The sequence below is a fragment of the Palleronia pelagia genome, from assembly GCF_900110115.1.
Lineage (GTDB): Bacteria > Pseudomonadota > Alphaproteobacteria > Rhodobacterales > Rhodobacteraceae > Palleronia > Palleronia pelagia.
Map to the genome: position 1 here is coordinate 60563 of NZ_FOCM01000007.1, position 14665 is coordinate 75227.

Sequence of the window (14665 nt, forward strand, 5' to 3'; positions counted from 1 at the left end):
CCTCAGGCCGAGCCGGGGCCGCTTCCGGCGCGGCTGAGTGCCAGCGGGCGGCGCGAGGCATCCAGCAGGCTGACCGACGGCGCATGCCGCCCGCCCAGCGCCAGGGTGGCGCGGCGCAGCATCTCGATCGCGGCCTCGGACTGCGCCGGCAGGGCATTGGGCGAGATCGGTTCGCCCACGGTGACGCGGAAGGGCTGGCGCGACTTGTTCAGCGTCTCGTGGAACAGGGTGATGTCCCGCAGCGACGGGTGGATCAGGTCGAACAGGTAGAACAGGGCCGAGTTGCGCGCACGGATGTTGATCGGAATGATCGGCACCTCGAACTTGCGCGCAATCATCGCCGCCGATGCCATCCAGGGCCGCTCGAACAGACGCAATCCCCGTCGCTTGGCCAGGCGGCCCGAGGGGAAGATGATGCCCAGCCGGTCTTCCTTCATGGCCCGCATCGTCCAGGCCATCGTCTCGCGCGCCTTGCCGTGGGTCCGCTTGTCGTGGCGCCATTCGACGGGCGCGATCATCGACTCGAGCTGGGGGACGACCTTCAGGATGTCCACGTTCGCGTAGAAGAAAAGGTCCGGGCGCAGGGGGCTGAGCAGATGGTGGAGAACGATGCCGTCCGCGATCCCGGTGGGGTGGTTGCACACCACCATGGCGGCACCGGCGCGGGGGATGTTGTGCTGACCGCTGATGCTGACATCGCGTGCCAGCAACCCGCCCATGCGATCCATGAGCGCGGGGCCCGACCAGGTCTCCATCTCCTCGGCAAGCGCGACGGTCTGGTCATAGCTCAGCATCCGGTTCAACGCGACGCGCGCCAGATCGACTCCGGGGCCGTCCCGGCCAAGCCAGGCCGCGCGTTCGAGGATTTGCTGGTCTATGCGCTCTTTCACGCCCATGAGATGCCACCCGACCTTAACGGTACCATGACAAATGGCCCGGCGACTTCACAAAGACAACCGCCGGGCCGATTCCGGGTGGAATTCACAGGTTTTCCGCCGATCGCGGCGAACCGGCGTCAGGCGGCGTGATCGCGGGCATCGCCAGCCTCGACCGCCTCGATGATGGCGCGGCAGAACGCGTCCAGGTCACCGGGGTTGCGCGACGTGATCAGGTTGCCGTCCTGCGCCACGGTTTCGTCAACCACCTCGGCGCCCGCGTTGCGCAGGTCGGTGCGGATGGACGGATACGCGGTCAGGCGCTTGCCCTTCACCAGGCCCGCTTCGATCAGCAGCCAGGGCGCGTGACAGATGGCCGCCAGCGGCTTGCCGGACATGCCGAAGTCGCGGATGCGCGCGACGGCATCTTCGTTGAGGCGCAGCACGTCGGGGTTGATCTGGCCACCCGGCAGGACCACGGCGTCGTAATCCGAGATGTCGGTCTCGGAGATCTTAACGTCGGCGGCGACCTTCTCGCCCCAGTCGGTCTCGTCCCAACCGGTGATGGCGTCGCCGTCGGGGGTGGCCACGTGTACCGTGGCGCCCGCCTCGGACAGTTGCTTCTTCGGCTCCATCAGCTCGGACTGCTCGAAGCCGTCCGAGGCGATGATGAGGATTTTCGCGGTGTCGATCTTGGGCATGTTTGCCTCCGTTCGCGTTCGTTTGAAACTTGTAAACAGAACGGATCGGACGGGCTGTGGTTCCAGCCGCCAAACGCCTCAATTCGAGCCCGCGCCCAGAATCCTTTCGACCATCTCGGTGCTGTCGCGCGACAGGTTCGGTACCGCGCGGATCCGCTCCAGCGCCTCACGGATCATGTCCTGCCGGTCGGCGTCGTATCGGCGCCACGTCTCGAACAGCGTTGTCATGCGCGCCGTGGTCTGCGGGTTCACCGGGTCGAGCTTGCACAACCACTGCGACACCAGCGCGTAGCCGCGACCGCTGGCGTCGTGGAAGGCGGCGTGGTTCATGCCCAGCGCGCCGATCACCGCGCGGAATCGGTTCGGGTTCTTCCAGTCGAAGGCGGGGTGATCGACCAGCGCCTCGGCCGCGTCCAGCGCCAGGTCCGCCGGTGCCGCGCTCACCTGCACGGAAAACCACTTGTCCAGCACCAGCCTGTCGCCCTGCCAGCGGTCATGGAACGCGGCAAGCGCGTCGTCCGCCGCGCCGATCTGGACCAGCGGCAGCAGCGCGCCCAGGCTGTCGGTCATGTTGTCCGCCGCGTCGAACTGCGCGCGCGCCAGCGTGCCGCCGTCCAGCCGGCTGAGCAGGCCCAAAGCGGTGTTGCGCAGTGCGCGCCGCCCGGCCTGCGCGGCATCGGGGGCATAAGGCGACAGGTTCGCCAGCCCGCCATAAAGATCGCTCAGCGGGTCTTTCAGCTCGGCTGCCCTGGCCTTCTGCATCCGGTCCCGCGCAGCGGCGATGGCGGCGGGGTCCGGCACCTGCCCGGCATCGGCCAGCCCCTGTGCCATGTCGTCATCGCTGGGCAGGCCCAGCACCATGGCGCGGAACGAATGATCCAGCGTGTCGTCGGTCAGCACCGGGGCCAGCCCGGACAGGTAGGCCGGATCGGGCGCCGCGCCGTCCGTGATCATCCGCATCAGCGCGTCCTTGGCCAGGGCGCGCCCCGCCTCCCACTTGTTGAAGGGATCGGTGTCATGGGCCAGCAGCAAGGCGCGGTCCGCGTTGTCCAGGTCGTGGCGCAGGATCACCGGCGCGGAGAATCCACGCAGGACCGACGCCACCGCGTCATCGGTGCCGATATCGAAGCTGGCGGTCTGATGCGCTTCCGTCAGCTCGACCAGGGTGGAGGGCAGCACCTCCCGCCCGTCGCGGGCGATGGCGCCCACGACCACCGGGATGACCTGCGGCGCCTTGTCTGGCTGGCCGGGCGTCGCGGGCACCTCCTGCCGAAGGTGCAGCGTCAGCGTCCCGTCGGCCACGCGGCTGTCCACGGTGACACGCGGCGTGCCTGCCTGCGAATACCACAGCTTGAACTGGGACAGGTCGCGGCCGGTCGCATCTTCGAAGACGGTCAGCCAGTCCTCGATGGTGCAGGCCTGCCCGTCGTGGCGGTCGAAGTAGAGCGTCAGCGCACGGTCATAGGCGTCCTCGCCCACCAGCCGCTTGAGAATCCCGATGACCTCGGCGCCCTTCTCGTAGATGGTGGCGGTGTAGAAGTTGTTGATCTCGATATAGCTTTCGGGCCGCACCGGGTGCGCCAGCGGGCCGGCGTCCTCGCGGAACTGGCGGGCGCGCAGCATCTGGACGTCCTCGATCCGCTTGACCGCGTGCGAGCGTTCGTCCCCCGAGAACTGCTGATCGCGGAAAACGGTCAGGCCTTCCTTCAGGCACAGCTGGAACCAGTCACGGCAGGTGATGCGGTTGCCGGTCCAGTTGTGGAAATACTCGTGTGCGATGATGGCTTCGATCCGGGCATAGTCGCCGTCGGTTGCCGTCTCGGGGCTGGCCAGGACGTAGCGGGCGTTGAAGATGTTCAGGCCCTTGTTCTCCATCGCGCCCATGTTGAAATCGTCCACGGCGACCACGTTGAACACGTCGAGGTCGTAGGCGCGGCCGTATTTCTCCTCGTCCCAGCGCATCGACCGCTTCAGCGCGTCCATGGCATAGGCGCAGCGATCCTCGTCGCCCGGACGCACCCATATGTTCAGCGCAACGTCCCGCCCCTCCATCGTTCTGAAGCAATCGGAATGGGCGACAAGATCGCCCGCGACCAGCGCGAACAGGTAGCTGGGCTTGGGGTGCGGGTCGTGCCATTCGGCCCAGTCGGCGTCGCTGTCGCCCGGGTTGCCGTTCGACAGCCGCACCGGCAGGTCCGAGTTCACCCGCACGGAAAACGGCGCCATCACGTCGGGCCGGTCGGGGTAATAGGTGATCTTGCGAAAGCCCTCGGCCTCGCACTGGGTGCAGAACATCCCGTTCGAGATGTAGAGCCCATCCAGTTCGGTATTGGCCGACGGGTCGATCTCGACCTCGCATTCCCACACGAAGGGCGCGTCGGGCGTATCGACCTCAAGCCCCGTGGGATCCATGCGCGGCGCGACCGGCGTGCCGTCGATGGCCGCCGAGATCAGCGTCAGCTTCTCGCCGTCCAGCCGCAGCGGGCCGGAGGGCCCTTCGGGGTTCGGCCGGAACGCGATGCGCGACCGGACCCGCGTGGCCGAGGGGTGCAGGTCGAACGCCAGCGTGACCGTCTCCACCACGTGGCTGAAGGGGGCGTACTCGGCCAGGCGCACGGGGCGCGGCGCAGCGTCTTTCATTGTGGGCTCCTTGGATCCGGAAACATGGGAACGACTGGGCGCGCGGGACGTTGGGCATTTTTGCCTGCATCCCATGCGGGCCGGTTACTTATGGAAGAAGTCAAAGACATGTCTGCCCCCGATACTGACGTCAAGAAACAGCAACGTCGCCACAAGTTCCCCCTGGTCGGAATGGCGTGGATGGTCGTTTGGGCCGCGGTCCTGCTGATCGGGCTGATCGTCTATCTCAGCCTGAGCGGCAACGAGCCCGGCAACGAAACCCCCATCGACGAAGAATCCGCGACCGAGTAAGACCGCGTGGCCAAGGCCCGGTCGAAAGCGGATCTTCCGCAGAAAATCTGCGCGACCTGCGGCAGGCCATTTGCCTGGCGCAAGAAGTGGCGGCGCGACTGGGAGCAGGTTAAGTACTGCTCGGACCGCTGCCGGGGAGAAGCGAAACGCGCCCGCGCGACAGATGACAACGAATAGACGGAGGATACATGACGAACCGCATCCAGCGTGCCGAGCTTTCGGTGGCCGAAGACCTGGCGACTTTCGCCGAAAAGCATGCCCTGCCCGGGACGGGCGTCTCGCCCGATGATTTCTGGAAGGGCCTGTCGGACCTCGTTCACGACCTCGGCCCCAAGAACGCCGCGCTTCTCGAAACGCGTGAGAAGATGCAGGCGACGCTGGACGAGTGGCACCGCAACAACCGCGGCAAGGTGACGGACCAGGCCGCCTACAAGGACACGCTGCACGAGATCGGCTACCTGGTCGAGGAAGGGCCCGATTTCACCATCGGCACCGACAAGACCGACCCCGAAATCGCGGATGTCCCCGGCCCGCAGCTGGTCGTGCCGATCATGAACGCGCGCTACGCCCTGAACGCCGCGAACGCGCGGTGGGGGTCACTCTACGATGCGCTTTACGGCACCGATGCCCTGGGCGACCTGCCGCAGGGCGGCGACTACGACCCCGAGCGGGGCAAGCGCGTCATCGCACGCGCCAAGCAGATCCTCGACGACGCCGCGCCGCTGGCCAGCGGCAGCCACGCGCAGCTCGAGGGCTACAAGATCGCCGAGCAGGGGCTCGAGGGCCTGTACCTGAACGACCAGGACTGGCGCGCCGCGGATGCCACGCGCAAGGATCCGAACAGCCGCCCGGCGGGCACCACCCCCGAGGTCGAGCACACGATCCCGCTGGCCGACCCGACGCAGTTCGTCGGCTACCGCGGCGACGCCGATGCGCCGACCTCGATCCTGCTGCGCAGGAATGGCCTGCATATCGAGATCGTGCTGGACCGCGACCACCAGATCGGCGCCAGCGACCCGGCCGGCGTGGCCGACATCCAGCTGGAATCGGCCATGTCCGCGATCATGGATTGCGAAGACAGCGTTGCCGCCGTGGACGCGCCCGACAAGGTGCTGGCCTACGGCAACTGGCTGGGCCTGATGAAGGGCGATCTGTCCGAGAAAGTCACCAAGGGCGGCAAGACCTTCACCCGCGTTCTCAACGACGACCGCGTCTTCACGGCGCCCCATGGCGGCGAGGTGCGGCTGAAGGGCCGCGCGCTGATGCTGGTGCGCAACGTGGGCCACCTGATGCGCAACCCCGCCATCCTCGACCGTAACGGCGACGAGGTGTTCGAGGGGCTGATGGACGCGGCCTTCACCACGCTGATCGCCATGCACGACCTGCAACGCGCGGGCGGCAATTCCGAGCACGGGTCCGTCTACGTGGTGAAACCCAAGATGCACGGTCCCGCCGAGGTCGCCTTCGCCGACGAGATCTTCACCCGGGTCGAGACGATGCTGGGCCTGCCCGCCAACACGGTGAAGCTGGGCATCATGGACGAGGAACGTCGCACCTCGACCAATCTCAAGGAATGCATCCGCGCCGCCAGCGACCGGGTGGCCTTCATCAACACCGGGTTCCTCGACCGCACCGGCGACGAGATCCACACCTCGATGGAAGCCGGCCCCATGGTGCGCAAGGGCGAGATGAAGAACTCGGCCTGGATCAAGGCCTACGAGGATCGCAATGTCGATATCGGGCTGGCCTGCGGGCTGAAGGGTCGCGCGCAGATCGGCAAGGGGATGTGGGCCATGCCCGACCTCATGGCCGACATGCTGGAACAGAAGATCGGCCACCCCAAGGCGGGCGCCACCTGCGCCTGGGTGCCCTCGCCCACCGCCGCCACCCTGCACGCGCTGCATTACCACCAGGTCGATGTCCACGCGGTGCAGGACGACCTGGCCAAGGGCGGCCCGCGCGGCAGCCTGGACGATCTGCTGACCATCCCGCTGTCGGACGCCAACTGGTCCGAGGACGACATCACTTCCGAGATCGAGAACAACGCCCAGGGGATCCTCGGCTACGTCGTGCGCTGGGTCGACCAGGGCGTCGGCTGCTCGAAGGTGCCCGACATCCACGACGTGGGCCTGATGGAAGACCGCGCCACCTGCCGGATCTCGTCGCAGGCGCTGGCCAACTGGCTGCACCACGGCGTGGTCACCGAGGAGCGCGTCATGGACACGATGAAGAAGATGGCAAAGGTCGTGGATCGCCAGAACGAAGGCGACCCGAGCTACATTCCCATGGCGCCGTCCTACGACACCATCGCGTTCAAGGCCGCGTGCGACCTTGTGTTCAAGGGACGCGAACAGCCCGCGGGCTATACCGAGCCGGTGCTGCACGCCCGGCGGCTGGAACTGAAGGAGAGCCAGGCATGAGCATCACATCCGAACAGGCCCTGAAGGCCGTGACCGAAACCCTGGCCGAGGGCGTGAGCCGCGGGCTGAAGCCGCTTTCGGCCATCGTGCTGGACGCGGGCGGGCATCCACTGGCCTTCCAGCGGGCCGATGGCGCATCGCCGGGCCGCTACGCCATCGCCCATGGCAAGGCCTACGGCGCGGTGATGCTGGGGATGACCGGGTCGGCCCAGATGAAGCGGGCCGAGGACCAGCACTATTTCATGACCGCCGCCAACGGCGTGTTCGGCGGCGCGGTGGTGCCGGTGCCGGGCGGGATCCTGATCCGCGACGATGCAGGTGCCGTGATCGGGGCGCTTGGCGTGACCGGCGACACATCGGACAACGATGCCGAGGCCGGTCTGGCCGCGCTGAAGGCCGCCGGCCTGTCGGGCGAGGCCTGAGACGATACGGTCGGGGCGGCACACAGCCGCCCCGCGCCGGGCTGTGTCAGCCCACCACCGGCGCGCCGTCACCCGCGGGCCGGAACACCATGGAAATGCCGTTGATGCAGTGCCGCTTGCCGGTCGGCGGGGGACCATCGTCGAAGATGTGGCCCAGATGCGATCCGCAGCGATCGCAATGCACCTCGGTCCGGGTGCCGAACCAGCCGGGGTCGGGTTTGGTGGCCACGGCATTGTCCATCGCCTGGTAGAATGACGGCCAGCCGGTGCCCGAGTCGAACTTCGTCTCGGACCGGTAGAGCGCCTGGTCGCAGCCCTTGCAGTGATAGACGCCCTCGGCCGTGATCTCGTTCAGGGGCGAGGTATAGGCCCGCTCGGTCCCTTCCTCCCGCATGACCTCGTACTCGCGTGCGGTGAGCAGGTCGCGCCATTCATCCGCCGAGCGGGTCACCTCGAAGGTGCCGTCGGATTGCGCGCATCCCGCGACCGGAACCAGGGCCATGGCCGCCGCCCCGCTGAGGAAATGTCGCCTGTGCATGTGTTCTCTCTCCCGCAAAACTCCTGCGGGCATAACGTATAAGGTCCGGCGGCGGTTGCCTCGGGCCCTCGCGCAGGCGTGATCGGGCGTCAGCGCGGCGTCACCTCGGCCACGGCCAGGATCTCGCCGGTGGGTCCGACCTCGTCCGTCGACCCGCCGGGCGGCTCGATGCTGACGGCGAAGCGGCCCTGCGGGATCCGCTGCCCCCAGAACGGGATCACCGGCACCGAAAGCGAGCCGTCATCGGGCAGCACGCCCACGGCGTGGGGCGGCTGGTCCTCGGTCAGAAGCCAGAGTTGCAGCACCTGCCCCTCGGGCGCCTGCCCCGCGGCACGGGTCACCGTCAGCTCGGCCGCGTCCGGGTCGTAGCTTGCCGTCACCAGCAGGTCCTCGCTTTCCGAGGTCACGTCGGCGGCGAAGCGCGGCCCCGGTTCGGGCCCCAGCAGCGGCGTCGCGACCATGAAGGCCAGCGCGACGGCGGCCGCAAGGCCCGCGCCGCCCAGCAGGCCCACGAGGAAACTGCGCCGCCGCCCGGCCGCGAACCGCGGCTCGCGCTTCGGCGCGCGGGGCGCCGTTTCGGCCGCCAGCCGCTGCCGCAGGCCGGCGGGCGGTGTCTCGGACGGGATCTCCTCGGCCATGGGCACCAGCCGCTCGGACCATTCGGCCACCAGCGCCCGGAAGGCGCCGTCGGTCCCGAGCCGCGTCTCGGCCGCGCTGCGCTCGGCCGGATCCAGCAGGTGCAGCACGTACTCGGCCGCTAGCACCTCGTCGGGGCGGTCGTTTTCCGGGCTGTCGCTGTCGTCGCGGCTCATCGGCTCAGGCACTCTCTCAGGCTTTGCAGGCTGCGGCGCAGCCAGGTTCTCATCGTGTTCAGCGGCACGTCGAAGCGCCGGGCCAGGTCGTTGTAGGACTGGCCGTCCAGGTAGGCCCCGCGCACCGCGTCGGCGCGCCGGGGATCGAGTTCACCGAGGCACTCGGCGATCCGCCGCGCCTCGCCCGCCGCGATGGCCGACGCCTCGGGGCCGGGCCCCGACGCCGCCATCCGCTCCAGCGCGCTGTCGTCGTCGGTCGACGGCTTTCGGGCGCGCAGTCGGTCGATGGCGGCGTTGCGCGCCACCGTGATCAGCCACGTCATCGGGCTGAGCCCGTTGGCCGTGTAGCGGTCTGCGTTGCGCCAGACCTTCAGAAAAACCTCCTGCAAAACGTCCTCGGCCTCGGCGCGGTCATTCAACACACGCAGGCACACACCGAAGAGTTTCGCACTGGTCGCGTCATAAAGAGACAAAAATGCCGTCCGGTCGCCCCCGGCCACCGAGAGGATCATGTCCTCGACATCTGAAATGCTGCGCGCCACGATCCGCCCTTGTTCCTCATCCGGTCATCCACCGCGGGTCCGAGTTGAACAAATGCGCGGGGCGGTGACCAGAGCCAATCCCCGCGATCCCCTTTTCCTTGCGTGGGCGCAGGATATGTTGCACCACGCGCGCAACGCCGACCGCGGCCCCCGCACGCCCCCGACGAGAAGGATTTCCCATGCCCGACGGCAGCATTGACATCGACGCCAAGCCCACGCGCGAGATCTCGGTCCGCGAGGTTTTCGGCATCGACAGCGACATGAAGGTCCAAGGGTTCGACGACGCATCGGACCGGGTGCCCGAGATCGACAGCACCTACCGCTTCGACCCCGACACGACCTTGGCCATCCTGGCCGGGTTCCAGTACAACCGCCGCGTCATGATCCAGGGCTATCACGGCACCGGCAAGTCCACCCATATCGAGCAGGTGGCGTCGCGGCTGAACTGGCCCTGCGTGCGCGTGAACCTGGACAGCCACATCAGCCGGATCGACCTGATCGGCAAGGACGCCATCAAGCTGCGCGACGGCAAGCAGGTCACCGAGTTCCAGGAAGGCATCCTGCCCTGGGCCCTGCGCAACCCCACCGCCATCGTGTTCGACGAGTACGACGCCGGCCGCGCCGACGTGATGTTCGTGATCCAGCGCGTCCTGGAAGTGGACGGCAAGCTGACGCTGCTGGACCAGAACAAGGTCCTGACGCCGCATCCCTATTTCCGCCTGTTCGCCACCGCCAACACGGTGGGCCTGGGCGACACGACCGGGCTGTACCACGGCACCCAGCAGATCAACCAGGGCCAGATGGACCGCTGGTCGCTTGTGGCGACGCTGAACTACTTGGACCACGATGCCGAGGTCGAGATCGTCCTGTCGAAGTTGCCGGGCTACGACTCCGACGACGGCCGCAGGACGGTCGGGCAAATGGTGACCGTGGCCGACCTGACCCGCACCGCGTTCATGAACGGCGACCTGTCCACGGTCATGTCGCCCCGGACGGTCATCGCCTGGGCGCAGAACGCCAACATCTTCAACGACGTGGGCTATGCCTTCCGGCTGTCCTTCCTCAACAAGTGCGACGAGCTGGAGCGCGAGACCGTGGCCGAGTTCTACCAGCGCTGCTTCGACGAGGAGTTGCCGGAAAGCGCCGCGTCGCTGAGCCTGGGCTGAGAACCGGCCCCGGGGCCAGTGCGAGAGGCGCCGCCTCTCGCGCTCTCCGAGGTATTTTTGGAAAGATGAAGGGGCGGACGCTTGGTGCCCTGCCCCGCACCTTCTAGATAAGGCGTATGAGCAAGCCACCCGACAATCCCTCCGACCCGTTCAAGAAGGCGCTGGCCGAGGCCACGCGCGTCCTGGCCGACGATCCCGAGATGGGCGTGACCTACTCGGTCGATCCGCCGGGCATGAACAATGACGGGCTGCGCCTGCCGCAGATCAGCCGCCGCATGACCCGCGACGAGGTTCTGCTGGCGCGGGGCACCGCGGACGGCTACGCGCTGCGCCGCCGGCACCACGACGCGGGGACCTTCAACCGCTACGCGCCGCAGGGCCAGATGGCGCGCGATCTCTATGAGGCGATGGAGCATGCCCGCTGCGAGGCGGTGGGCGCGCGCACCATGCCGGGCACCGCGGGCAATATCGACGCGCGCATCGCGGTCGAGGCCTCGCGCAAGGGCTATGACAACGTGGGCGAGCGCGAACAGGTGCCCCTGTCGGTCGCGGCCGGCTACCTGATACGCCAGATGGCCACCGGGCGCGACCTGCCCGAGGGCGCCGAGCAGGCCGCCGGACTGTGGCGCGAGTTCTTCCAGGGACAGGCCGGCCCCACGCTGGAGGGGTTGCAGGGCAACCTGGCCGACCAGGCCGCTTTCGCCCGCATGGCGCGCCAGATCATCGACGACCTGGGCTACGGCGACCAACTGGGCGATGACCCGGACGCCGAGGATACCGACGACGAGGCCACCCCCGAAGACGAGCCCCAGGACGGCGACGAGCCCGACAGCACCGGCGACGAGGACGAGGCCGACAGCCAGGAGGCGGACGCCGCCCAGAGCCAGGAGCAGACGCAGGACGCCGCCCAAGCCGAGATCTCGATGGACGACGAGGCCGACATGGAGTCGGGCGAGGAGCAGGAGGTGCCCGAGGGCGACGCCCCGACCGAGCCGCCGCCCCCGCCGCCCGTTTCCGAGGCCGATCCCGGCTACGAGGTATTCGACCAAGCCCACGACGAGATCATCCGCGCGGAAGAGCTAGCGGAGCCTGCCGAATTGGAGCGCCTGCGCGCTTATCTCGACAAGCAACTCGAGCCCATCAAGGGCGCAGTGGGGCGGCTGGCCAACAAGCTGCAGCGACGGCTGCAGGCCAAGCAGAACCGCAGCTGGGAGTTCGACCTCGAGGAAGGCACGCTCGACGCGGGACGCCTGGCGCGGGTCGTGGCCAACCCAACCACTCCGCTGAGCTTCAAGGTCGAGAAGGACACCGAGTTCCGCGACACGGTGGTGACCATACTGCTGGACAACTCGGGCTCCATGCGCGGGCGGCCCATCAGCATCGCCGCGATCTGCGCCGACGTGCTGTCGCAGACGCTGGAACGCTGCGACGTCAAGACCGAGGTGCTGGGCTTCACGACCCGCGCCTGGAAAGGCGGTCAGGCGCGCGAGGCATGGCTGAACGCCGGGCGGCCGCAGCGGCCCGGCCGCCTGAACGACCTGCGCCACATCATCTACAAGGGCGCGGATGCGCCGTGGCGGCGGGCGCGCACAAACCTTGGCCTGATGATGAAGGAAGGCCTGCTGAAGGAAAACATCGACGGCGAGGCGCTGGAATGGGCGCACAAGCGGCTGGTGCAGCGGCCCGAGGCGCGCAAGGTCCTGATGGTGATCTCGGACGGGGCACCTGTGGATGACAGCACGCTGTCAGTGAACCCCGCGAACTACCTCGAAAAACACCTGCGCGACGTGATCGCCATGGTCGAGCGGCGCAAGCAGGTCGAGCTGATCGCCATCGGCATCGGCCACGACGTGACCCGCTACTACAGCCGCGCGGTCACGATCACCGATGCCGAGCAGCTGGCCGGCGCCATGACCGAGCAGCTGGCCGGCCTGTTCGACAGCGACCCGCGCAAGCGGGCGCGCGTGCTGGGCATGAAGCACGCGGGGTGACGCGCCGGACGCGCGGAAAGGACTGGGATGTTTCAGGATTTCACCGTCACGGCGCGGCCCGAGCAGGGGCCGCCGAGATTGGCCGCGCTGCGGAAAACCCTTTCGGAACAGGGGCTTGACGCATTTCTCGTGCCCCGGGCGGACGCGTACCAGGGCGAATATGTCTCGGACCGTGACGTGCGGCTGCAATGGCTGACGGGCTTTACCGGCTCGGCAGGGATCTGCGTCGTGACCGCGGAACGCGCCGCGGTCTTCGCCGATGGTCGCTACACCCTTCAGGCCCGCGCGCAATGCGCCGACGACTTTGAAATCGTGGACTTTCCGGCCGAGCGGCCCGGCCCGTGGCTGGCAGATATCCTGCCCGAGTCGTCGGTCGTTGGTCTCGACCCGTGGCTGCACACCCGCGCCGAGGTCGAGGCGCTGGAAAGAGCGCTCGCCCCGCGCAACATCGCGCTGCGCCCTGTGGATAACCCTGTGGACGCGATCTGGGACGACCAGCCCGGCCCGCCTCTGGGGGCGGTTTCCGCCTATCCCGACGACCTGGCCGGGGCCACCCGCGCCGAGAAATGCGCGCGCATCGCCAAGGACCTACGCGATGCCGGGCAGGACTGGGCGGTGCTGAGCCTGCCCGACTCGATCGCGTGGCTGCTGAACATCCGCGGCAGCGACATCCCCCGCATCCCGGTCGCCCATGGCTTCGCCCTGGTCGAGGCGGCGGGCGGCGCCGTCCGGCTGTTCATGGCACACGAAAAGCTGCGCGACGTGGAGATGGACGGTGTCGACGTGCTTCCGCCCGACGGCTTGGTCGCCGCGCTGGCCGCGCTCGACGGCGTGGTGCGAGTTGACCGGGATAGCGCGCCGCATGCCGTGGGCCTGGCGCTGGAAAACGCGGGCAGCCGCGTGGACTGGGCGCCCGATCCCTGCATGCTGCCCAAGGCCTGCAAGAGCGCGGCCGAGATCGCCGCCACGACCGAGGCGCACCTGCGCGATGGCGCGGCCATGTGCGCGTTCCTCGCCTGGCTGGACGGGCGGCTCGACGGGGTTACGCAGGGCGAGATCCTCACCGAGATCGACGTGGCCGCCGAGCTGGAAGGGTTCCGACGCGCCACCAACGCGCTGCGCGATATCAGCTTCGACACCATCGCCGGCACCGGCCCGAACGGGGCGATCACGCATTATCGCGTGAATACCGAGAGCAATCGCGCGGTCGCGACGGGCGACCTGCTGCTGGTGGATTCGGGCGGGCAATACGTGGACGGCACCACCGACATCACCCGCACGGTGGCCGTGGGACCGCCCGACGCCGAGCAGGTGGCGGCGTTCACCAGGGTGCTGAAGGGCATGATCGCCGTGAGCCGGGCACGCTGGCCGCAGGGCCTTGCCGGTCGCGACCTCGACGCGCTGGCGCGTGCGCCCCTATGGATGGCGGGGCAGGATTACGGCCACGGCACGGGACATGGCGTCGGCGTCTACCTGAGCGTTCACGAGGGGCCGCAGCGCCTGAGCCGGATGAGCGAGGAGCCGCTTCGGCCCGGCATGATCCTGTCGAACGAGCCGGGCTATTACCGTGCGGGCGCCTGGGGCATCCGGATCGAAAACCTGGTCGTGGTCCGCCCTGCCCCGCCCATCGACGGCGGTGACCCGGGGCGCGACATGCTGGACTTCGACACGCTGACCTGGGTGCCCATCGACCGCCGCCTGATCGACGCCGGTGCCCTGTCGCCGGGCGAACGGGCCTGGATCGATGACTACCACGCCGGCGTCTACGAGCGGCTGGCCCAGCGGGTCGAGCCCGGTGTCGCCGATTGGCTCCGGACGGCGACCGCCCCCCTCTGATCCGCACGACGGGGCGGCGTTGTCAGACGCGACGGATCTGCTAGGGTCCGCCCCAAGGAACACGAGGCAGGGAGGCGCGGCATGGCCGGCAACATGACCATCGAGACGGCAGAAGGCACCTGGGTCGTACGTGCGGGCGGCGCCGTGCTGGGCGAATCCGCCGACGCGCTGATCTTGCGCGAGGACGGCTACGAGGATGTCGTGTATTTCCCGCGCGGTGACCTGGCCATGGCGTTTCTGGACCCCTCGGACAAGAAAACCACCTGCCCACTGAAGGGCGAGGCCACGTATTTCCACATCCAGACCAAGAGCATGACGCTGAAGGACGCGGCGTGGAGCTATGAGACGCCGACCGAGGGCGCCGAGGCGATCGCCGGGCACCTCGCCTTCAAGGACGAGGGCGTGACGGTCGAGCAGCTGTAAGGTTTCGA

General features: G+C 68.2%; 14 protein-coding genes. 8 read left to right on the top strand and 6 right to left on the bottom strand.

The window, feature by feature from the left end; all coding sequences use genetic code 11:
• Nucleotides 1-2: 2 nt before the first annotated feature.
• From BMX96_RS14745 to pepN, 3 genes are all read right to left on the bottom strand, one after another.
• Nucleotides 3-896 carry a lysophospholipid acyltransferase family protein gene (locus tag BMX96_RS14745; RefSeq protein ID WP_091846187.1) on the bottom strand — a complete coding sequence of 298 codons (894 nt, stop codon included), beginning with the start codon at nucleotides 894-896 and terminating at the stop codon, nucleotides 3-5.
• Nucleotides 897-1015: 119 nt separating this feature from the next.
• On the bottom strand, nucleotides 1016-1576 hold the full coding sequence (locus BMX96_RS14750) for a type 1 glutamine amidotransferase domain-containing protein (protein WP_091846188.1): 561 nt from the start codon (nucleotides 1574-1576) through the stop codon (nucleotides 1016-1018).
• Nucleotides 1577-1654: 78 nt separating this feature from the next.
• Entirely contained in the window at nucleotides 1655-4216 is a 2562-nt protein-coding gene (gene pepN, locus BMX96_RS14755) for an aminopeptidase N (protein WP_091846189.1), read from the bottom strand.
• 108 nt (nucleotides 4217-4324) lie between these two features.
• Between pepN and BMX96_RS14760 the strand changes: the two genes are divergently transcribed.
• The 4 genes from BMX96_RS14760 to BMX96_RS14775 are packed head-to-tail and all read left to right on the top strand — an operon-like array spanning nucleotide 4325 to nucleotide 7349.
• Nucleotides 4325-4507: a hypothetical protein gene (locus BMX96_RS14760; protein ID WP_091846190.1), complete on the top strand. Its 183-nt coding sequence runs from the start codon at nucleotides 4325-4327 to the stop codon at nucleotides 4505-4507.
• Nucleotides 4508-4513: 6 nt separating this feature from the next.
• Nucleotides 4514-4684: a DUF2256 domain-containing protein gene (locus tag BMX96_RS14765; RefSeq protein WP_073129057.1), complete on the top strand. Its 171-nt coding sequence runs from the start codon at nucleotides 4514-4516 to the stop codon at nucleotides 4682-4684.
• Between the two features lie 11 nt (nucleotides 4685-4695).
• Complete coding sequence (locus tag BMX96_RS14770) at nucleotides 4696-6927, top strand: malate synthase G (RefSeq protein ID WP_091846191.1); 2232 nt, start codon at nucleotides 4696-4698, stop codon at nucleotides 6925-6927.
• On the top strand, nucleotides 6924-7349 hold the full coding sequence (locus BMX96_RS14775; RefSeq protein WP_091846192.1) for a GlcG/HbpS family heme-binding protein: 426 nt from the start codon (nucleotides 6924-6926) through the stop codon (nucleotides 7347-7349). Before BMX96_RS14770 ends, BMX96_RS14775 begins: the two co-directional genes overlap by 4 nt.
• Before the next feature lie 46 nt (nucleotides 7350-7395).
• On the opposite strand, the gene msrB is transcribed toward BMX96_RS14775, so the two are convergent.
• The 3 genes from msrB to BMX96_RS14790 all read right to left on the bottom strand — a co-directional run bounded on the left by msrB (nucleotide 7396) and on the right by BMX96_RS14790 (nucleotide 9211).
• Complete coding sequence (gene msrB, locus BMX96_RS14780) at nucleotides 7396-7887, bottom strand: peptide-methionine (R)-S-oxide reductase MsrB (RefSeq protein WP_091846193.1); 492 nt, start codon at nucleotides 7885-7887, stop codon at nucleotides 7396-7398.
• Nucleotides 7888-7976: 89 nt separating this feature from the next.
• Entirely contained in the window at nucleotides 7977-8699 is a 723-nt protein-coding gene (locus BMX96_RS14785; RefSeq protein ID WP_091846194.1) for an anti-sigma factor, read from the bottom strand.
• The gene (locus tag BMX96_RS14790; RefSeq protein ID WP_073129052.1) at nucleotides 8696-9211 is read right to left on the bottom strand and encodes a sigma-70 family RNA polymerase sigma factor; all 516 of its coding nucleotides are present in this window, start codon (nucleotides 9209-9211) and stop codon (nucleotides 8696-8698) included. Before BMX96_RS14790 ends, BMX96_RS14785 begins: the two co-directional genes overlap by 4 nt.
• Nucleotides 9212-9420: 209 nt before the next feature.
• Here BMX96_RS14790 and cobS point away from each other — a divergent pair, with 209 nt between their 5' ends.
• From cobS to BMX96_RS14810, 4 genes are all read left to right on the top strand, one after another.
• Nucleotides 9421-10407, top strand: a complete 987-nt coding sequence (cobS, locus tag BMX96_RS14795) for a cobaltochelatase subunit CobS (protein ID WP_091846195.1) — start codon at nucleotides 9421-9423, stop codon at nucleotides 10405-10407.
• A gap of 116 nt (nucleotides 10408-10523) precedes the next feature.
• The gene (gene cobT / locus BMX96_RS14800; protein ID WP_091846196.1) at nucleotides 10524-12398 is read left to right on the top strand and encodes a cobaltochelatase subunit CobT; all 1875 of its coding nucleotides are present in this window, start codon (nucleotides 10524-10526) and stop codon (nucleotides 12396-12398) included.
• A 27-nt stretch (nucleotides 12399-12425) separates the two neighbouring features.
• Nucleotides 12426-14234: an aminopeptidase P family protein gene (locus tag BMX96_RS14805; RefSeq protein ID WP_091846197.1), complete on the top strand. Its 1809-nt coding sequence runs from the start codon at nucleotides 12426-12428 to the stop codon at nucleotides 14232-14234.
• An 81-nt stretch (nucleotides 14235-14315) separates the two neighbouring features.
• Nucleotides 14316-14657 carry a DUF427 domain-containing protein gene (locus BMX96_RS14810; protein WP_073129048.1) on the top strand — a complete coding sequence of 114 codons (342 nt, stop codon included), beginning with the start codon at nucleotides 14316-14318 and terminating at the stop codon, nucleotides 14655-14657.
• Nucleotides 14658-14665 lie beyond the last annotated feature (8 nt).